The following is a 17,237-nucleotide window of genomic DNA, read 5'->3' as shown; positions in this document are numbered from 1 at the left end:
TAGCAAGCCCGTCGCTACTGCCCGGCGCGGAACGGGTACTTGGCGAAGATCTGCGCCACCACCTTGTCGATACGCTGCTGCGCGTTGGCCTGGTCGCGCGCATCGACGCTGCCCACTGCCACGCCTTCCCACACCAGCTTCTTTTCCCTGCGGTCGACCAGGTCGATATTGAGCGTGCCTTCGGTGTAGGTGTAGACGTCGTTGTAGAAGCCGTAGCCCGGCCAGGGCGCGTACAGACCGCCGCGGTAGCCGTAGTACCCCATCATCGGCGCCGGTGACGGGCTGACCTGCACCTTCTCCTGCAGTTGCGTGTTGAAGTTGACCAGCAGGTCGGGCGACTGCGGTGCGTAGCGGTAGCCGCGCGCGTCCATCTCACGACGCACGGCGGACTTCAGGTACTGGGTGGTCAGGCTTTCGTAGCCCTGCCGGTCGGTGCCGGGATTGTCGACAAAGCCGAAGCTGCGGTACGCGCTGAAGTTGGTGGTGCGGCTGTAGTCGGTCTTGATGTCGGGCACGCTGGCACAGCCTGCCAGGGTCAGTGCCGCCACGGCCACCGCAGGGCACAACAGCCGGAAGGATTTCACGATACACCTCCGTGAGGCCGCACCCGCGCGTGGGCGCAGCCCTTGCAGTCCGTCTTCTTCAGTCCGCCATCGCCAGCGGCGCCGGGACGCGCCGCGGCACCGTGGACTCCGGCAAGCCGCCGGACTAGTTCAGCTTGCCGTTGAGACCACCCACGCTGAGGCGGCCGGCACCCAGCAGGGCCACCGCCAGCGCCGCGCCCAGGTACATGCCCTGCAGTTCCAGCGCCCAGCCGCCGGTATCGGACAGCATGCCGAACTGCTTGCTGTGCACCAGCCCCAGCGCGAACAGCATGTTGAGGGCGACGATCACCGCCGCCAGCCGGCTCCACAACCCGATGATCAGCAGGATCGGCGCCACCACTTCCCCAATATAGACACCATAGGCGACCCACTCCGGCAGCCCGGCGTTCGCGACCACCTTCGCCACGAAGCCGATGCCGGAGGCGCCAGTCAGCTTGGCGATCCCGTGCAACAGGATCAGCACGCCAAGCACGATGCGCAGCAGCGCCTTGCCCAAGTCCTGGGAACCCTGAGAGCCACCCATGCCATTCTCCTTGCCGAGTTAAATGCCGAAATCCAGGGCGGACAAGCCGGGCCGGTGCCGGCCACAGCCATGCGCCTTTACCCTCACGCGCAGGGTCCGCCCCATGTACCTTAGTGCGAGCCGGCGTGAAGGTAAAGCCGCAAGGATGAACGATGGCTTCACCAGGATGCGGCGGACCCACCACTTGCCAGCCTCAACGTTGCCAGCCACGCTGTGCGCCGCGCTACACCACCCGGTGCATCGCCGGCTGCCGTGGCTCATGCATGCCGACCTTTTGCACACACTCGGGCAGGACCTCGCCGAGAAAATCGAGGAAGCGCCGGGTGGCCGGCGTCACGCCCTTGCGCGACGGGAACACCGCGTGCAGCGTGCCGACCGGCATCTCGTACTGCGGCAGCACCAGCTCCAGCTCGCCGTTCTCCAGCGCCTCGCGGCAATACATGCGCGGCAGCATCGCGACGCCGACGCCGGCGATGGCCGCCTCGCGCAGCAGCGCAAATTCATCGGTAATCAGGCGCGGGTCGTAGGCGATCTGGACCGATTCGCCGGTCTTGCTGCGCAGCGTCCAGACATGCTTGCCGTCGTGCGGCTTCTGACCCACGCCCGGCATGCCATCCAGCGCCTGGGCGGTGCGCGGCCGGCCGATGCTGTCGAGCAGCGCGGGGCTCGCCACCAGCATCACCTGGCTTTCGCCGAAGGTGCGCACCACCAGGCTGGAGTCTTCCATCACGTCGCGCACACGCAGCGCCAGGTCGAAGCCCTCGCCGATCACGTCCACGCGCCGGTTGGTGGCTTCCAGTTCGATCCGCACCGCCGGGTTGGCGCGCATGAACAGGCCGATGGCCGGCGCCAGCAGGTTCTGGGCGACGCCAACCGGGCAGCTCACCCGCAGGTCGCCGCCGGGCTGCTCGCGCGCCTGCTCGATGACTTCGCGGGCGGCCTCGGCCTCCTTGAGCATGGCGCGGCAGCGTTCGTAGAAGGACTCGCCGAGCGGCGTTACGCGCACCTGGCGTGTGGTCCGGCGCAACAACTGCACACCCAGGTCGCGCTCGAGCTGGGCAATGCGCCGGCTCAGCCGCGACTTGGGCACGCCGGTGGCGCGGCTGGCGGCGGAAAAGCTGCCGTGTTCGACCACCTGGGCGAACAGGGACAGGTCGTTGAGGTCTTGCATGGAAAGGCTCCAGGATCACCGCGCAGGGCTTATCTGGCAGGAGAATGGCCGGAATAGCCGCCAGATTGGCGTTGCATCGGTAGAACAATCCTTTGCATTTTGCCTCACTACCGATACCAATGGGCAGCCAGTATCTTTCTTCCATCGCAACCGCACCTTGTGGAGAAAGACATGAACATCCTGCAGATCGATTCCAGCGTCCTCGGCGACAACTCCGTTTCGCGCACCCTGACCGCCAGCGTGGTGGCCGACCTGGTCGCCGCCAACCCGGGCGCCACCGTGACCGTGCGCGACCTGGACACGGACGCGCCGGCCCACCTGTCGGGCAACCTGCTGCCCGTGCTGGGCGGCCCCAAGGACGGCCTGAACGCCGTGCAGGAAGCCGAGCTGCAGCGCACCGAGCAATGGCTGGCCGAGTTCCTGGCCGCCGACGTGCTGGTGGTGGGCGTGCCGCAGTACAACTTCAGCATCCCGAGCCAGCTCAAGGCCTGGATCGACCGCATTGCGCAGGCCGGCCGCACCTTCACGTACACCGAGAACGGCCCGGTGGGCCTGGCCGGCGGCAAGCGCGTGATCGTGGTGTCGTCGCGTGGCGGCGTGCGCCAGGATGCCAATGAACTGGACCTGCACGAGAAGACCGTCGACGTGGTGTTCCGCTTCCTCGGCATCACCGACATCACCTACGTGCGCGCCCACGGCCTGGCCATGGGTCCGCAGTTCCGCGAAGCCGGCCTGGCCAGCGCCCGCACCGAGATCGCGGCGCTGAACGACGCCAGCCGCCTGGCTGCCTGAGGCGCCGACGGTGGGAGCCAGGCGCTGTAGGACGGCGCCGGCTCGCCCCGGGGACAGATCAGGTCTATGATGGATCGGGGCGCTACGGCGCCCCGCGTGCCATGGGCGGCGCGCTGGCGCAGGGCGCAAGCCCGGGCTGGCAGGCCGCCTGCAGTCATCGACCGATCCATCTCCGGGAGCCCGCATGACTTCAGCCCTGTTGCCCGCCGCCGCCGTCCATCCCCCGCACGAACCCGCCCTGCTTTCGCAGTATCGCCATGTACGCGCCGCCACCGAAGCCATGGTGGCCGACCTGTCCGATGCCGATGCCACCGTGCAGTCGATGGACGACGCCAGCCCGGCAAAATGGCATCTCGCGCACACCACCTGGTTCTTCGAGGAATTCGTGCTGGCCGCGCGCATCCCCGATTACGAGCCGGTGGACCCGGACTACCGCTACCTGTTCAACTCCTACTACGAGGCCGTCGGCCAGCGCCACCCGCGCCCGCAGCGCGGGCTGCTCAGCCGCCCCTCGCTGGACGAGGTGCTGGCCTACCGCGAGGGTGTGGACGAATCGATGATGTCGCTGCTGGGCAAGGCCCAGACCGACGACGAAGCCGCGCTGATCACGCTCGGCCTCCAGCACGAACAGCAGCACCAGGAGCTGCTGCTGACCGACATCCTGCACCTGTTCGCGCAGAATCCGCTGCGCCCCGCCCTCGCGCCGGAGCTGACCGCGCCGGTGATCGCCGACCCGCGGCCCGCGCCCGACTGGATCGGCTTTGACGGCGGCGTGGTCGAGATCGGCCATGGCGGCGAGGACTTTGCCTTTGACTGCGAAGGGCCGCGCCACAAGGTCTACCTGCAGCCGTTCCTGCTGTGTTCGCATCCGGTCAGCAACCGGCAATGGTTCGAGTTTATCGAGGACGGCGGCTACCAGACCGCGGGCCTGTGGCTGTCGGACGGCTGGCGCTGGGTATGCGAGCAAGGCATTCAGGCCCCGCTCTACTGGGAGGCGCGCGAGGGCACGTGGTGGCAGATGACGCTGCGCGGCATGCATCCGGTCGACCCGGACAGCCCGGTGACGCATGTCAGCTTCTACGAGGCAGAGGCTTTTGCGCGCTGGGCCGAACGCCGGCTGCCGACCGAGGCGGAATGGGAGCACGCGGCGCGCAGCCTGCCGGCGACGGGGAATTTCGTCGAGGGGCGCGCGCTGCGGCCGCTGCCGGACCGGCAGAACACCTCGGGCGTGCTGCGCCAGATGTTCGGCGATGTGTGGGAATGGACCGGCAGCGCGTTCCTGCCATATCCGGGCTTCCGCCCGAGGGCCGGCGCGGTGGGCGAGTACAACGGCAAGTTCATGAGCGGCCAGATGGTGCTGCGAGGCGGGTCGTGCGTCACGCCGGAATCGCATATCCGGGCGACGTACCGCAACTTCTTCTATCCGCACCAGCGCTGGCAGTTCACCGGGGTGCGGCTGGCGGACGATGTCTAGGCCCGCGCCAGCCAGCGCCACGCCAGCCACGCCAGCACTACCCACACCAGCACGATGAGCACGGCGGCCGCGCGATTGCGCGGCCGTTTTGCCTGCGTGGCCTGCCACGCCTCGGCCCGGCCACGGCATTCATCCTTCACCGCAGGCGGAATCATCCGCAGCGTCAGCCAGATGCCCAGCGGCACCAGCAGCACGTCATCGACATAGCCCAGCACCGGGATGAAGTCCGGGATCAGGTCGATCGGGCTGAAGGCATAGGCCGCAACCAGCGCGGCCAGCAGTCGCGCGCCCCACGGCGTGCCGGGGTGGCGGCTGCAGAACCACAGCGTCAGCAGGTTCGCCTTGAGCCGGCGCGCCCACTGGCGCAGGCGTGCGCCGACGGCCATCGCCGCGCTCCGCGCTTACCAGCCCTTGGTCTTGGGCTGCTGCGCCGCGGGTTGCTGGGCCGCGGGCCGCTGCCCGCCCGGCTCGCCGGTGGGCGCCTTCAGCGGCGGCGCCGCCACGATCGGCGTCTGCGGATACAGCTTCTGCCAGCGGTCCTTCAGACCCTTGGCGATCTCGGCCTGGTTGTAGCGCTCGGCAAAGTCGATCACGGTCATGCCCTGCTGGTTCTTCAGGCGCATGTCGGCGCCCTCGTCCAGCAGCAGCTTGACGGTCTCGATATGGCCGGCGCGCGCAGCCATCATCAGCGGCGTGGTGCCGTTGGGGCTTTCGGCATCGATATAGGCGGCATGTTCGACCAGGTACTTGACCACGTTGTTGTGGCCGTTGGTGGCCGCGTAGTGCAGTGGCGTCCAGCCGGTCTTGTTGATCTCGGCCTCCATCTCGTCGACCATCAGCTTGACCATGTCAAGCTGGCCCTGCAGCGCCGCCATCATCAGCGGCGTCTCGCCGGCCGGGTTGGCCTTGTCGAAGTCGATGTCCTTGGCGCGGATCAGCACCGTGGCCACCTTCAGCGATTTCTCGCGCAGCGCCAGCACCAGCGCCGGGTTGCCGCGGCTGTCCACCAGGTTGGGATCGACGCCTTTGGCGAGCAGCTTCTTTACGGTGTTGGCGTCGTCGAACTCGACGGCCTTGCGCATGTCGTCGGCGGGCGCGGCCTGCGCCAGCGTGGCCGCGGCCAGCACCACGGCGCCGGCGGCACGGCGGACAAATTTCATGTCAAACATGAGAATTCCTGTCGATATGCCTGAATAGATTGAAAAAGTTTTCGGTAGTCTGCTCGGCTACCTGCTCCACCGGCACCCCGCGCAGCTGAGCGATAAACTCGCCCACATGGCGCACCCAGGCCGGTTCGTTGGTCTTGCCGCGGTACGGCACCGGCGCCAGGTAGGGCGAATCGGTCTCGATCAGCATGCGCTCCAGCGGCACCTTGCGCGCGGTTTCCTGCAGGTCGGCCGCGCTCTTGAAGGTGACGATGCCGGAGAACGAGATATGAAAGCCCTCGTCCAGCGCCTGGCGGGCGACGTCCCAGGTCTCGGTAAAGCAGTGCATCACGCCACCGGCTTCGCGCGCGTTCTCTTCGCGCATCAGGCGCAGCGTGTCGTCGGCCGATGAGCGGGTATGGATGATCAGCGGCTTGCCGGTCTGCTTCGCCGCGCGGATATGGGTGCGGAAGCGCTCTCGCTGCCATTCCATTTCGGCGATGCTGCGCCCGTTCAGGCGGTAGTAGTCCAGCCCGGTTTCGCCGGTGCCGACCACGCGCGGGTGGGCGGACAGTTCTACCAGGCGCTCGAGCGTCGGGTCCTCGCCTTCCTCGTAGTCCGGGTGGACACCGACCGACGCGTACAGGTTGGGATGCTGCTCGGCCAGCGCCAGCACGCGCGGGAAGTCTTCCAGCGTGACGGAAATGCACAGCGCATGCGTGACCTGGTTGGCGCGCATGTTCTCCAGCAGCTCCGGCAGCCGCGCAGCCAGCTCGGGGAAATCGATATGGCAGTGGGAATCAACAAACATGGGAAATCTCTTATGCGGGGGCGCGCAGGCCCGGTTCAGGCCTGCCGGGCGCCGGCCACGCGACGACCGAGGATGATCAGGTCGCGCTCGACGCCGTCGAGCACGGCCACGCGCGGCAGGTCGCCCCAGCGCGTGAAGCCCATCGCCTCAAACAGCCCGAGGCTGGGCGCATTGTGGCCGAAGATAAAGCCGAGCAGCGTGTTCACGCCGACCTGGGGCGCATGGTCGATGGCCTGCTGCAGCAGGTAGCGGCCCAGCCCCTGCCCGCGGCGCTGCGTGTCCAGGTAGATCGACACCTCGGCGGTGCCGCCATAGGCCGGGCGGCCGTAGAAGTCAGAGAAGCTCATCCAGCCGGCCATCTGGCCGTCGGCGTCCTCGCAAACCCATAGCGGCCGGCGCCCGGGCTGGTGCGCGTCGAACCAGGCCTGGCGCGAGGCCACGGTGACCGGCTCGGTATCGGCGGTGACCATGCGCGACGGCACGGTGCTGTTATAGATGGCGACGATGCCCGGCAGGTCGCGGGGCTCGGCAATACGCAGGGAAAATTCCGATGAATTCATTGAAAATCAATAGGTTGCGACAACAACTTCGCAACGTTCATAAGGTTTGCGTGGGGCGCCCGGACTCCAGCGTCTTGCCCAGAATCTCCTCCACCGCGCGGCGCAGGTTGCGCCCGTTGTCGTCGTCGGGGAAATGCACGCCGACGCCGGGGGTCTTCATCGGCGTGCCCGCCGGGGTGATCCAGGCCACATGGCCCGCGATCTGGTATTTCTGCGGCCGGTCCAGCAGCGACAGTACCAGGAACACCTGCTCGCCCAGCCGGAACGGCCGGTTTGACGGGACGAAGATGCCGCCGCGCGCCAGGAACGGCATGTAGGCCGCATACAGCCCGGCCTGGTCCTTGATCGATAGGGACAGGACATTGGGGCGCGAGGCCGCCCCGCTGCCGGTAGGCGCTTCCGGCGATGCGCCGGCAACTGCTGTGTTCATGGTTGACCCCCTGAATGACTATCGGTGCTGCTTATTGTTATGGCTTTGTTCTGAAACCTTGCTGCGCTACCGGAACAGCTGGCGGTACTCCAGGAATACCGCCTCCATCACCAGGCGTGCCGCCAGCGGATGGTTTTCGCTGCGTCGATGCGCGGTCAGCCGCGTCGCATAGGCCTGAAGTCGGTGCGCGTCGGTGGCCCCGGCGCAGCGCGCCAGCGCGGCACGCTCCTTGGGGAAATAACGCGGCAAGGAATGTGGCAAAGACGGCGGCGCGGTGCCCTCGCCGCCATCCAGGCGCAGCTTCAGCAGATCGTACGTCCAGCGCTGCAGGATGCCAAGCACGGCGGGCACCGGCAGCTTCTGCAGTTGCTCGGCCGCAGCGGAGGCGTCAAAGGCCGCGCCCGCGCCCAGCTGGCCGACCAGCCAGCGCTGCAGCGGCTGCTCCTCGGCCTCGGCCGCGTGCAGCGCGGTCAGCGGCGAGCCGCCGGCCTGGGCCAGTTGGGCTTCGGCATCCGCCACGCCCTGCCCGCGCAGCCAGGCCAGCGCGGCCTCCGGCGTCGGGCGCTGGGCCGAGAACTGGCGGCAGCGCGACAGGATGGTCGGCAGGATGCGGTCGAGCCGGTCGGTCACCAGCAGGAACACAGTAGACGACGGCGGCTCTTCCAGCGTCTTGAGCAGCGCGTTGGCGCCCTCGGCCTGCAGCGCATCGAGCGGGTACACCACCACCACGCGCAGCCCGGCGCGGTGCGTGCCCACGCCCACGGCCTCGATCAGCGCGCGCACCTGCTCCATGCGGATGATCTTGCTGGGCGCCTTCTTCTTGCCGCCCTCGTCGGTCTCGGGCTCGGCCGACGCGTCCAGCGCCTCGGGCCGCACCACGGTGAAATCCGGGTGGTTGCCCTGGCTGAACCAGTGGCAGGCGGCGCACTGGGCGCAGGGCTGGCCATCGGGCAGCGGCGCCTCGCACAGCAGACCCTGCGCGAAATGCAGCGCCAGGTCGCGCTTGCCGATGCCTTGCTGGCCATGGATCAGCAAGGCATGCGGCAACCGTTCGCGCAGCGCGCCGAGCCGTTGCCAGTCTTCCTTCTGCCAGGGATAGAGCATGCGAATCAGTGGGTTAGAAGCAAAATTTAAGGCTTTACCTGAGATACGAGCCGTGTTGCGGATTTCGCATCAGTGCGGATCGCGGAGATATCACGGCCCACGTATATCGGCACAAAATCAAAGCGTTGCAATGATAGCTTCGAGTTCTTCGCGAATCTCTTCAATGCTGCGGGTGGCGTCTATCACGCGGAAGCGCTGCGGCGACTGCGCGGCCCGGCGCAGGTACTCGTCGCGGGTGCGCTGGAAGAAAGCGCGGGATTCGGCCTCGAACTTGTCCGGCGAGCGCGCACCGGCAAGCCGTTCGCTGGCGGTTTCCAGCGGCACGTCGAACAGCAGCGTCAGGTCCGGCTGCAGGCCGTCCTGCACCCAGTCCTCCAGCACTTCGAGCCGCTGCGTCGACAAGCCCCTGCCCCCGCCCTGGTACGCGAAGGTGGCGTCGGTGAAGCGGTCGGAGATCACCCAGTCGCCCCGCTCCAGCGCGGGCGCGATGACCTCGGCGATGTGCTCGCGCCGGGCGGCGAACATCAGCAGCGCCTCGGTTTCCAGGTGCATCTTGCGGTGCAGCAGGATCTGGCGCAGGTCCTCGCCCAGCGGCGTGCCGCCCGGCTCGCGGGTGGTGACCACGCCGGGGACGCCGCTGCGCGCGCGCAGGCGGCCGGCGACCCAGTCGATATGGGTGCTCTTGCCGGCGCCGTCGATGCCTTCGAAAGTGATGAATTTTCCGCGCATGGAATGCCTATTTGCCGCGCTGGTACTTGTCGACCGCGCGGTTGTGTTCGGGAAGCGAGTTGGAGAAATGGCTGCTGCCGTCGCCGCGGGCGACGAAGTACAGCGCGTCGGACGGCGCCGGCGCGGTGGCCGCCGCCAGCGAGGCCAGCCCCGGCAGTGCGATCGGCGTGGGCGGCAGGCCGGTGCGGGTGTATGTATTGTACGGGGTGTCGGTCTGCAGGTCGCGCTTGCGCAGGTCGCCGTCGAAGCGCTCGCCCAGGCCGTAGATCACGGTCGGGTCGGTCTGCAGCATCATGTTCTTGCGCAGCCGGTTGAGAAATACGGCGGCGATCATCGGGCGCTCGGCGGCCTGGCCGGTTTCCTTCTCGACGATCGATGCCATCACCAGCGCCTCATACGGGGTCTTGTAGGGCAGGTCGGGCGCGCGCGCGTTCCAGGCTTCGTTCAGGCGGCGCTGCATGGCGCGGTAGGCGTGCTTGTACAGTTCGATATCGCTGCTGCCGCGCGCGAACAGGTAGGTGTCTGGGAAGAACAGTCCCTCGGGCGAGGCCTCGGCCGCACCGATCGCCTTCATCAGCTCCGCCTCGGACATGCCCTGGGTGTCGTGCCGCAGTGCCGGGTTGGCGTCAACGGCAGCCCGCATCTTGCGGAATTCCCACCCCTCGATCACGGTGACCACATAGTGCGTGACCTCGCCGCGCGCCAGCTTGCCGATGATCGACAGCGGCGTGGCGCCGGTCTCGAATTCATAGCCGCCGGCCTTCAGGTCCGGGCCGTGCCCGGTCAGGCGCACCAGCAGCATGAACAGCCGCGGGTCCATGCCGACGCCGCCGCGCTGGATCTGCCGGCCGACGCTGGCGACACTGGAATTGGGCTTGATCACCACTTCCACCGGCGAGTTTTTAAGGGTTAGCGGCTGATTGGCCCACCACGCGAACGCGCCGACGGCTGCCAGCGCAAACACCAGCACGGCAAATCCCAGGCGAAGGAAGAAACGTTTCATGTATCAGGAGTTGGGGGCGGCTGACCGGGCATCGGTGGGCTTGCGCACCGCCGCTTAACGTCACGTACTGCTGGCGCCGGCCGAAAATCTCATAGCCCCATATAATAACCGGCAGCCTCGCACCGACCCTGTGCAGCGGCTCCGGCGCCGCGCCGAATACGCCGTGAAGCCTGCACGACCGGTGCCTTCCCTCTCCCGTTTTGCCTCGACGATTGCCACGCAATGCCAGTGATGAATGCCCAAGCCCCGGAACTCGCCGCCAGCCATGATGCCCTGCAGGCAGGCGGAATCGTCTGCGCCCCCGCCGGGCTCGGGTTGATCCGCGTAGCCGGCGACGATGCCGCCAGCTTCCTGCATACCCAGCTGACCAATGCGGTCGAAGACCTGAAGCCGGGCGCCGCACGCCTGGCCGGCTACTGCTCGCCCAAGGGTCGCCTGCTCGCCACATTCCTGATGTGGCGTGATGCCGAAGGCATCGTGCTGCAGCTGTCGGCCGATATCCAGCCGGCGGTGCAGAAGCGCCTGTCGATGTTCGTGCTGCGCTCCAAGGCCAAGCTTAGCGATATCACCCCGGCCAGCGCGATCCTCGGGGTTGCCGGGACCGGCGCCGCCAAGGCGCTGGAAGCCGCTGGCCTGCCTGTGCCGGATGCGGCCTTCTCTGCAGTTAGCGCCGACGGTACGTCCGTGATCCGCCTGCCCGATGCCGCCGGCCAGCCGCGCTGGCAAATCGTGCTGCCGGCCGACAAGGCCGAGGCCGTGCGCGCCGCGCTGACGGCCACGCTGCAAAGCGCCCCGTCGTCGTTCTGGGACTGGCTCGAAGTGCAGTCCGGCCTGCCCCGCATCGTCGCGGCCACGCAGGAGCAGTTCGTGCCGCAAATGATCAACTACGAGCTGGTGGGCGGCGTCAATTTCCGCAAGGGCTGCTATCCCGGCCAGGAGGTGGTGGCACGCAGCCAGTACCGCGGCACGCTCAAGCGCCGCATGTGGCTGGTGCAGGGCGAAGGCGAGGTGCCGGCACCCGCGGCCGAGATTTTCAGGCCGGAAGACCCGGGCCAGCCGTGCGGCATGATCGTCAACGCCGCGCCCGCGCCGCAAGGCGGCTGGGCCGGACTGGCCGAGCTGAAGATCGACGCGGCCGTCGGTGCCGCAACGTCGGCGCTGCGCCTGGGCAGTGCCGAAGGCGCCGCGCTGGCGACCGCCGTCTTGCCTTACGAAGTACCGCTCGGCGAAGCCGCCCAGGCCGCCGGCTGAACCGACAGGACCTGCCATGAGTGACCATCTGTACGTCTATTTTCACGTGCCCGAGGCCGTCGCCACCGAGGCGTTGCCGCACTGGCACCGCTGGATGGAGACGGTTGCCGAGGCTACCGGAATTGGTGGTACGCTGATGCGCAGGCCCGAAACCCGCGCCGGCGTGCAGACCTGGATGGAGTGCTACGCCGACGTGCCGCCCGCCTTCGATGCCACGCTGGAAGGCCTGTGGCGCCAGAGCGGGCTGGACCAGTGGGTGGACGGCGAGCGGCGGGCCGAACACTTTATCGACCTGGACGTGCTGTAGGCGTCCGGGCTGCCGATGATGCGAAGTACGCCGGGATATTGCGCAGCAGCGCCCCGGCGGTAAAGGAAGCAAAGCGATGTGTCTGATCCTGGTTGCCTGGCAATCCCACCCGGACTATGCCCTGGTCGTCGCCGGCAACCGCGATGAATTCTATGCCCGCCCCGCGGCGGCCGCGCACTGGTGGCAGGAAGCGCCGCACGTGCTGGCCGGGCGCGACCTGGCGGAAGTCATCGGCGAGCCCGGCACCTGGATGGGCGTCAATGCCGACGGCCGCTTTGCCGCGCTGACCAACTACCGCGCCCCGTCCGAGAAACGCACCGATGCCCGTTCGCGCGGCGAGCTGGTGGCCGGCTTCCTGCGCGGCCATGAGGCCCCGTTCGACTACCTCGACGGGCTGGCCGGCGAAGACGGCTGCTATAACGGCTTCAACCTGCTGGCCAGCGACCTGCGCGAACTCTGGTGGTACAGCAATCGCTCGGCCTCGCGCCAACCGCAACGGCTGCGCCCGGGCCTGTACGGCCTGTCCAATGCCTTGCTCGACACGCCCTGGCCCAAGGTGCGCAGCCGCGTGGGCGCGCTGGCCGAGGTACTGGCGGCCGACAGCGGCCAGGCCAATGCCAGCGCCGAGCCTTATCTGAAGATGCTGGCCGACGAACGGCAGGCGGCGGATTTCGAGCTGCCGTCGACGGGCGTTGCGCCGGAATGGGAAAAGCTGCTGTCGTCCGCGTTTATCCGCTCGCCGATGTATGGCACGCGTGCCAGCACGGTGCTGCGCGTGCGCCACGACGGCCGCTTCGACCTGAGCGAGCGCAGCTTCGACGCCGGCGGGCGCGCGGGCGACGTCACTTACCACGGCACGCTGAACCTGTCGCGCGACACCGGCATCGTGCAGGCGCCGCGCTGATTGCCTGGCGGACCTCAGTCCGCCAGCCGCTTGCGCATCTCGATATGCGGGATGCCGGCCTCTTCGAATTCCTCCCCGACCTGCGCAAAGCCCACGCGCGCATAGAACGGCGCGGCGTGGGTCTGGGCGTTGAGCACCAGTTCCGGATAGCCGAGCTGCTCCGCCTGCTCCATCAGCGCTTTCAAGACCAGCGCACCGACGCCGGTGCCGCGCGCGCTTGCCAGCACGGCCATGCGGCCGATATGGCCGTCGGGCAGCAGCCGCCCGGTGGCGACCGGCGTGCCGTCCTCGGCCAGCGCCAGCGCATGCCAGCTCGGCTCGTCCCATTCATCCCATTCCAGCTCCACCGGCACGCCCTGCTCCTCGACGAAAACGGTGTAGCGGATGGCGCGCGCGCGTTCGCGGGCTTCGGACCAGGGGCAGATCAGGACGGTGACTGGCATGGCGGTGCAATCAGGCTGGTTGAATGGCAGCGCCCGAATCCGGGCGGGCGCCAATGATACGCCAGTGCTGCGGGTCGCGCATATCGCACCAAAGTGGATCAAAGACGGCATTTCGCGCACCAGACTAGGGTTTGCCCGGGGAGGCATCCTCTTAGCAAATTTGTATGATGACCTTATTACCCAATGACCCGGAGACTTCCGTGTTCCAGAAAGTCCCTGCCCGCGCCCTGACCGACAACGTCGCCGAACAATTGCTGGACAAGATCCAGGGCGGCGCCTTTGCCCGCGGCGACAAGCTGCCGACCGAGGCGGTGCTGTCGGAGGAATTCGGGGTCAGCCGCACCGTGGTGCGCGAGGCGATCTCCCGGCTCAAGTATGAAGGCGTGGTCGAGTCGCGCCAGGGCAGCGGCGTATTCGTCACGCTGCAGGCCGGCATCCGGCCGCTGCGCATCGACTATACCGATACCGGCACGCTGGAATCGGTGCTGCAGATCGTCGAGCTGCGCCGCGCGATCGAGGCCGAGGTGGCCGCGCAGGCCGCCATGCGCCGCACCGATGCGTCGATGGCGGCCATCGACGCCGCGCTGGCGCGCCTCGACGAGGAAGTCGAGCAAGGCGGCGACGGCGTGGCCGCTGACGTGGCCTTCCACCGCGCCATCGCGGGGGCCACCGGCAACCCCTACTTCCTGAAAACGCTGGAATTCCTCAGCCAGTACCTGGAAGCCGCCACGCGCGTGACCCGCACCAACGAGGCGCGCCGCGCCGACTTCTCGCGCCAGGTGCGCGAAGAACACCAGGCCATCGTCGCGGCGATCCGCGCCGGCGATCCGCTGGCCGCGCGCAATGCCGCGCAGAACCATATGTTCAACGCCGCGCGCCGGCTGGCCCAGCTGGGCGCCGATGAAAACGGCGAGGCCGGCGATGAAGCCGGCGCCCGCGGCGCGTCCAACTGACGCGGCCAACACCATCCAACGCATTTCCCGTATCTGATTCAGGAGTCCCCCTATGTCCAGGAATATCGGCGTCATCGGCCTTGGTGCCATGGGCTACGGTGTCGCGCAGTCGTTGCTGCGTGCCGGCTTTAACGTGCATGCCTGCGACCTGCGGCCCGAAGTGCTGCAGCGCTTCGCCGATGCGGGCGGCGTGCCGTGCGCCTCGCCCGCCGAACTGGGCAGCCGCTGCGAGGTGGTGCTGACGCTGGTGGTCAACGCGCAGCAGACCGAGGCCGTGCTGTTCGGCGCCAACGGTGCCGCCGCCGCGATGAAGCCTGGCACGTTGGTGATAGCCAGCGCCACGGTGCCGCCGGGCTTTGCCGAGACGCTGGGCCGCCGCCTCGCCGAACAAGGCCTGCTGATGCTGGACGCGCCGGTCTCCGGCGGCGCCGCCCGCGCCGCCAGCGGCGAAATGACCATGATGACCTCCGGCCCGGCCGAGGCCTACTCGCTGGCCGAGGACGTGCTGGCCGCCATCGCCGGCAAGGTGTACCGTCTGGGCGCCGCGCATGGCGCGGGCTCCAAGGTCAAGATCATCAACCAGCTGCTGGCCGGCGTGCATATCGCCGCGGCCGCCGAGGCCATGGCGCTGGGCCTGCGCGAAGGCGTGGACCCGGATGCGCTCTATGACGTGATCACGCACAGCGCAGGCAACTCGTGGATGTTCGAGAACCGCGTGCCCCATATCCTGAAGGGCGACTACACGCCGCTGTCCGCGGTCGACATCTTCGTCAAGGACCTGGGCATGGTGCTCGACACCGCGCGCAACAGCAAATTTCCGCTGCCGCTGTCGGCGGCCGCGCACCAGATGTTCATGATGGCTTCCACCGCCGGCCACGGCGGCGAGGACGATTCGGCCGTGATCAAGATCTTCCCGGGCATCGAACTGCCGGGCAAGGCCGGGTAAGAGGGGAAACGAAGATGACCGCAGGCACCCTCGCCCATCGCCCGCTGCTGGGCTGCATCGCCGACGATTTCACCGGCGCCACCGACCTCGCCAACACGCTGGTGCGCAACGGCATGCGCACCGTGCAGACCATCGGCCTGCCCGACGTGGGCGCGGTGCAGGATATCGGCGAAGCCGATGCGCTGGTGGTGGCGCTCAAATCCCGCACCATCCCCGCCGTGGAGGCCGTGGCGCAGTCGCTGGCCGCGCTGCAGTGGCTGCGCGCGCAGGGCTGCCGCCAGTTCGTGTTCAAGTACTGCTCGACCTTCGATTCGACCGACGTCGGCAATATCGGCCCGGTGACCGACGCGCTGCTGGCCGCGCTGGACAGCGATTTCACGATCGCCTGCCCAGCCTTTCCCGAGAACGGCCGCACCATCTTCCGTGGTCACCTGTTCGTGGGCGATGTGCTGCTGAATGAATCGGGCATGGAGCACCATCCGCTGACGCCGATGACCGACGCCAACCTGGTGCGCGTGCTGCAGCGCCAGAGCAAGAACAAGGTCGGCCTGCTGCGCTACGACGCCGTGGCGCGTGGCGCGCAGGCGAGCGCAGAGCGCATCGCCGCGCTGCGCGCAGACGGCGTGCGCATGGCGATTGCCGATGCGGTGTCCGACGCGGACCTGTTCACGCTGGGCGAGGCCTGCGCCAACCTGCCGCTGATTACCGGCGGCTCCGGCATCGCGCTGGGCCTGCCCGAGAACTTCCGCCGCGCCGGCCTGCTGCCGCAGCGCGGCGACGCCGACGCAGTCCCGGCCATCGACGGCCCGGGCGTGGTGCTAGCCGGTAGCGCCTCGCGCGCGACCAACGGGCAGGTAGCTCGCTGGCTGGAGCAAGGCCGCCCCGCGCTGCGCATCGACCCGCTCGCGCTGGCGCGCGGCGAGGCCGTTGCCGACGTGGCGCTGGACTTTGCCGAAAGTCATGACGAACCTGTGCTGGTCTACGCGACCTCCAGCCCTGATGAGGTCAAGGCCGTGCAGGCCGAGCTGGGCGTCGAGCGCGCCGGCCACCTGGTCGAGCAGTGCCTGGCCACGGTTGCCGCCGGGCTGCTGGCACGTGGCACGCGCCGCTTCGTCGTCGCCGGTGGCGAGACCTCGGGCGCGGTGGTGCAGGCGCTGGGCGTGCGCGCGCTGCGCATCGGCGCGCAGATCGCGCCGGGCGTGCCGGCCACGGTCACGCTGGGCGCGACGCCGCTGGCGCTGGCGCTCAAGTCGGGCAACTTCGGCGGCCCGGACTTCTTTGACGAAGCGCTGCGTCAGCTCGGAGGCGCTCAATGAACACAGTAGTGAGCACGGAAAGCAAGCTGCGCGAAGAGATCTGCCGCATCGGCGCCAGCCTCTACCAGCGCGGCTATACCGTCGGCTCGGCCGGCAATATCAGCGCACGGCTCGATGACGGCTGGCTGATCACGCCCACCGACGCGTGCCTGGGCATGCTGGACCCGGCCGCGGTCGCCAAGGTGGCCACCGACGGCAGCTGGGTGTCGGGCGACAAGCCCTCCAAGACGCTCACGCTGCATCGCGCGATCTATGACAACAACCCCGGGGCGCACGCCGTGGTGCATACGCACTCGACGCACCTCGTGGCCCTGACGCTGGCCGGTGTCTGGCAACCGGACGACGTACTGCCGCCGCTCACGCCGTACTACGTGATGAAGGTCGGCCATATCCCGCTGATTCCCTACCATCGACCCGGCGACCCGGCGGTGGCCGCGCGCGTGGCCACGCTGGCCGCGCAGGTGCGCGGCGTGCTGCTGGAGCGGCTCGGCCCGGTGGTGTGGGAGTCCAGCGTCTCGCGCGCCGCGTTCGCGCTGGAAGAACTGGAGGAGACCGCCAAGCTATGGATGATGATGAAAGACGCGCCGGGCTTCGCCGCCCGCGCGGCGCTGCCCGACGGCGCACTGGCTGAGTTGCGCGACGCCTTCCAGGCGCGCTGGTAACAACCGCTTTTCCCCGATAAACGACGGCTTCACCCGGCGCGGTTGCCTTGCGGCCACCGCGCGGGGGACGCGCATGCCTGCATTCCGCGCGCCGCCGCATTACTAGAC

Annotated in this window: 22 protein-coding genes; 10 read left to right on the top strand and 12 right to left on the bottom strand. The window is 68.3% G+C overall.

Annotation, left to right across the window (positions count from 1 at the left end):
• Nucleotides 1-14 precede the first annotated feature (14 nt).
• The 3 genes from AC10V3_RS08185 to AC10V3_RS08175 form a co-directional block, all read right to left on the bottom strand.
• Nucleotides 15-584, bottom strand: coding sequence for a DUF4136 domain-containing protein (locus AC10V3_RS08185; protein ID WP_022534627.1), 570 nt, complete (start codon nt 582-584; stop codon nt 15-17).
• A gap of 124 nt (nt 585-708) precedes the next feature.
• Nucleotides 709-1,128 carry a DoxX family protein gene (locus tag AC10V3_RS08180; protein ID WP_022534626.1) on the bottom strand — a complete coding sequence of 140 codons (420 nt, stop codon included), beginning with the start codon at nt 1,126-1,128 and terminating at the stop codon, nt 709-711.
• 223 nt (nt 1,129-1,351) lie between these two features.
• Complete coding sequence (locus AC10V3_RS08175) at nt 1,352-2,299, bottom strand: LysR family transcriptional regulator (RefSeq protein ID WP_022534625.1); 948 nt, start codon at nt 2,297-2,299, stop codon at nt 1,352-1,354.
• 171 nt (nt 2,300-2,470) lie between these two features.
• Between AC10V3_RS08175 and AC10V3_RS08170 the strand changes: the two genes are divergently transcribed.
• Together AC10V3_RS08170 and egtB are read left to right on the top strand one after the other, a co-directional pair.
• A complete protein-coding gene (locus AC10V3_RS08170) occupies nt 2,471-3,091 on the top strand; it encodes an FMN-dependent NADH-azoreductase (protein ID WP_022534624.1) in 621 nt (206 codons plus the stop codon).
• A gap of 184 nt (nt 3,092-3,275) precedes the next feature.
• Nucleotides 3,276-4,565: an ergothioneine biosynthesis protein EgtB gene (egtB, locus tag AC10V3_RS08165; RefSeq protein WP_022534623.1), complete on the top strand. Its 1,290-nt coding sequence runs from the start codon at nt 3,276-3,278 to the stop codon at nt 4,563-4,565.
• Here the strand turns inward: egtB and AC10V3_RS08160 are convergent.
• The 8 genes from AC10V3_RS08160 to mltG form a co-directional block, all read right to left on the bottom strand.
• Complete coding sequence (locus AC10V3_RS08160) at nt 4,562-4,951, bottom strand: YkvA family protein (RefSeq protein ID WP_022534622.1); 390 nt, start codon at nt 4,949-4,951, stop codon at nt 4,562-4,564. The genes egtB and AC10V3_RS08160 overlap by 4 nt on opposite strands.
• 15 nt (nt 4,952-4,966) lie before the next feature.
• Nucleotides 4,967-5,734 carry an ankyrin repeat domain-containing protein gene (locus AC10V3_RS08155; protein ID WP_022534621.1) on the bottom strand — a complete coding sequence of 256 codons (768 nt, stop codon included), beginning with the start codon at nt 5,732-5,734 and terminating at the stop codon, nt 4,967-4,969.
• Nucleotides 5,727-6,521 (bottom strand): TatD family hydrolase, encoded by a 795-nt coding sequence (locus AC10V3_RS08150; RefSeq protein WP_022534620.1) that lies wholly within the window; start codon nt 6,519-6,521, stop codon nt 5,727-5,729. The genes AC10V3_RS08155 and AC10V3_RS08150 overlap by 8 nt, the downstream gene beginning before the upstream one ends.
• Nucleotides 6,522-6,556: 35 nt before the next feature.
• Entirely contained in the window at nt 6,557-7,081 is a 525-nt protein-coding gene (locus tag AC10V3_RS08145) for a GNAT family N-acetyltransferase (RefSeq protein WP_022534619.1), read from the bottom strand.
• Nucleotides 7,082-7,118: 37 nt separating this feature from the next.
• Nucleotides 7,119-7,511 (bottom strand): PilZ domain-containing protein, encoded by a 393-nt coding sequence (locus AC10V3_RS08140; protein WP_022534618.1) that lies wholly within the window; start codon nt 7,509-7,511, stop codon nt 7,119-7,121.
• Nucleotides 7,512-7,577: 66 nt separating this feature from the next.
• Entirely contained in the window at nt 7,578-8,615 is a 1,038-nt protein-coding gene (locus tag AC10V3_RS08135; protein ID WP_022534617.1) for a DNA polymerase III subunit delta', read from the bottom strand.
• Between the two features lie 117 nt (nt 8,616-8,732).
• The gene (tmk, locus tag AC10V3_RS08130) at nt 8,733-9,344 is read right to left on the bottom strand and encodes a dTMP kinase (RefSeq protein WP_022534616.1); all 612 of its coding nucleotides are present in this window, start codon (nt 9,342-9,344) and stop codon (nt 8,733-8,735) included.
• Nucleotides 9,345-9,351: 7 nt separating this feature from the next.
• Nucleotides 9,352-10,347 carry an endolytic transglycosylase MltG gene (mltG, locus tag AC10V3_RS08125; protein ID WP_022534615.1) on the bottom strand — a complete coding sequence of 332 codons (996 nt, stop codon included), beginning with the start codon at nt 10,345-10,347 and terminating at the stop codon, nt 9,352-9,354.
• 222 nt (nt 10,348-10,569) lie between these two features.
• Here mltG and ygfZ point away from each other — a divergent pair, with 222 nt between their 5' ends.
• The 3 genes from ygfZ to AC10V3_RS08110 all read left to right on the top strand — a co-directional run bounded on the left by ygfZ (nt 10,570) and on the right by AC10V3_RS08110 (nt 12,809).
• Nucleotides 10,570-11,598 carry a CAF17-like 4Fe-4S cluster assembly/insertion protein YgfZ gene (gene ygfZ, locus AC10V3_RS08120; protein ID WP_022534614.1) on the top strand — a complete coding sequence of 343 codons (1,029 nt, stop codon included), beginning with the start codon at nt 10,570-10,572 and terminating at the stop codon, nt 11,596-11,598.
• A 16-nt stretch (nt 11,599-11,614) separates the two neighbouring features.
• Complete coding sequence (locus AC10V3_RS08115; RefSeq protein ID WP_022534613.1) at nt 11,615-11,905, top strand: DUF4936 family protein; 291 nt, start codon at nt 11,615-11,617, stop codon at nt 11,903-11,905.
• Nucleotides 11,906-11,981: 76 nt separating this feature from the next.
• Nucleotides 11,982-12,809, top strand: a complete 828-nt coding sequence (locus AC10V3_RS08110; RefSeq protein ID WP_349604580.1) for an NRDE family protein — start codon at nt 11,982-11,984, stop codon at nt 12,807-12,809.
• A 14-nt stretch (nt 12,810-12,823) separates the two neighbouring features.
• On the opposite strand, the gene AC10V3_RS08105 is transcribed toward AC10V3_RS08110, so the two are convergent.
• A complete protein-coding gene (locus tag AC10V3_RS08105) occupies nt 12,824-13,252 on the bottom strand; it encodes a GNAT family N-acetyltransferase (protein WP_022534611.1) in 429 nt (142 codons plus the stop codon).
• Here AC10V3_RS08105 and AC10V3_RS08100 point away from each other — a divergent pair.
• From AC10V3_RS08100 to otnC, 5 genes are read left to right on the top strand one after another with little or no spacing between them, the layout of a single operon-like run.
• Complete coding sequence (locus AC10V3_RS08100) at nt 13,251-13,439, top strand: hypothetical protein (RefSeq protein WP_490923474.1); 189 nt, start codon at nt 13,251-13,253, stop codon at nt 13,437-13,439. The two genes, AC10V3_RS08105 and AC10V3_RS08100, sit on opposite strands and share 2 nt — an antisense overlap.
• A gap of 13 nt (nt 13,440-13,452) precedes the next feature.
• Nucleotides 13,453-14,205: a FadR/GntR family transcriptional regulator gene (locus AC10V3_RS08095; RefSeq protein WP_041681008.1), complete on the top strand. Its 753-nt coding sequence runs from the start codon at nt 13,453-13,455 to the stop codon at nt 14,203-14,205.
• A 52-nt stretch (nt 14,206-14,257) separates the two neighbouring features.
• On the top strand, nt 14,258-15,151 hold the full coding sequence (gene ltnD / locus AC10V3_RS08090; RefSeq protein WP_349604583.1) for an L-threonate dehydrogenase: 894 nt from the start codon (nt 14,258-14,260) through the stop codon (nt 15,149-15,151).
• Between the two features lie 14 nt (nt 15,152-15,165).
• Nucleotides 15,166-16,467: a 3-oxo-tetronate kinase gene (otnK, locus tag AC10V3_RS08085; RefSeq protein ID WP_490923473.1), complete on the top strand. Its 1,302-nt coding sequence runs from the start codon at nt 15,166-15,168 to the stop codon at nt 16,465-16,467.
• Nucleotides 16,468-16,475: 8 nt separating this feature from the next.
• Entirely contained in the window at nt 16,476-17,129 is a 654-nt protein-coding gene (gene otnC / locus AC10V3_RS08080; RefSeq protein WP_349604717.1) for a 3-oxo-tetronate 4-phosphate decarboxylase, read from the top strand.
• The last annotated feature ends 108 nt before the right edge of the window (nt 17,130-17,237 follow it).

This window comes from Cupriavidus sp. PB-02, from assembly GCF_058252315.1.
This window is presented reverse-complemented; position numbering and strand designations above follow the sequence as displayed.

What these genes read in the sequence shown, in the direction of transcription:
- AC10V3_RS08105 (WP_022534611.1), bottom strand. Translation starts at nt 13,252, where the DNA reads ATGCCAGTCACCGTCCTGATCTGCCCCTGGTCCGAAGCCCGCGAACGC.
- AC10V3_RS08175 (WP_022534625.1), bottom strand. Translation starts at nt 2,299, where the DNA reads ATGCAAGACCTCAACGACCTGTCCCTGTTCGCCCAGGTGGTCGAACAC.
- AC10V3_RS08110 (WP_349604580.1), top strand. Translation starts at nt 11,982, where the DNA reads ATGTGTCTGATCCTGGTTGCCTGGCAATCCCACCCGGACTATGCCCTG.
- AC10V3_RS08160 (WP_022534622.1), bottom strand. Translation starts at nt 4,951, where the DNA reads ATGGCCGTCGGCGCACGCCTGCGCCAGTGGGCGCGCCGGCTCAAGGCG.
- AC10V3_RS08100 (WP_490923474.1), top strand. Translation starts at nt 13,251, where the DNA reads ATGGCGGTGCAATCAGGCTGGTTGAATGGCAGCGCCCGAATCCGGGCG.
- AC10V3_RS08145 (WP_022534619.1), bottom strand. Translation starts at nt 7,081, where the DNA reads ATGAATTCATCGGAATTTTCCCTGCGTATTGCCGAGCCCCGCGACCTG.
- ygfZ (WP_022534614.1), top strand. Translation starts at nt 10,570, where the DNA reads ATGCCAGTGATGAATGCCCAAGCCCCGGAACTCGCCGCCAGCCATGAT.
- AC10V3_RS08155 (WP_022534621.1), bottom strand. Translation starts at nt 5,734, where the DNA reads ATGTTTGACATGAAATTTGTCCGCCGTGCCGCCGGCGCCGTGGTGCTG.
- AC10V3_RS08180 (WP_022534626.1), bottom strand. Translation starts at nt 1,128, where the DNA reads ATGGGTGGCTCTCAGGGTTCCCAGGACTTGGGCAAGGCGCTGCTGCGC.
- AC10V3_RS08170 (WP_022534624.1), top strand. Translation starts at nt 2,471, where the DNA reads ATGAACATCCTGCAGATCGATTCCAGCGTCCTCGGCGACAACTCCGTT.
- mltG (WP_022534615.1), bottom strand. Translation starts at nt 10,347, where the DNA reads ATGAAACGTTTCTTCCTTCGCCTGGGATTTGCCGTGCTGGTGTTTGCG.
- egtB (WP_022534623.1), top strand. Translation starts at nt 3,276, where the DNA reads ATGACTTCAGCCCTGTTGCCCGCCGCCGCCGTCCATCCCCCGCACGAA.
- AC10V3_RS08115 (WP_022534613.1), top strand. Translation starts at nt 11,615, where the DNA reads ATGAGTGACCATCTGTACGTCTATTTTCACGTGCCCGAGGCCGTCGCC.
- AC10V3_RS08140 (WP_022534618.1), bottom strand. Translation starts at nt 7,511, where the DNA reads ATGAACACAGCAGTTGCCGGCGCATCGCCGGAAGCGCCTACCGGCAGC.
- ltnD (WP_349604583.1), top strand. Translation starts at nt 14,258, where the DNA reads ATGTCCAGGAATATCGGCGTCATCGGCCTTGGTGCCATGGGCTACGGT.
- AC10V3_RS08150 (WP_022534620.1), bottom strand. Translation starts at nt 6,521, where the DNA reads ATGTTTGTTGATTCCCACTGCCATATCGATTTCCCCGAGCTGGCTGCG.
- AC10V3_RS08135 (WP_022534617.1), bottom strand. Translation starts at nt 8,615, where the DNA reads ATGCTCTATCCCTGGCAGAAGGAAGACTGGCAACGGCTCGGCGCGCTG.
- tmk (WP_022534616.1), bottom strand. Translation starts at nt 9,344, where the DNA reads ATGCGCGGAAAATTCATCACTTTCGAAGGCATCGACGGCGCCGGCAAG.
- otnK (WP_490923473.1), top strand. Translation starts at nt 15,166, where the DNA reads ATGACCGCAGGCACCCTCGCCCATCGCCCGCTGCTGGGCTGCATCGCC.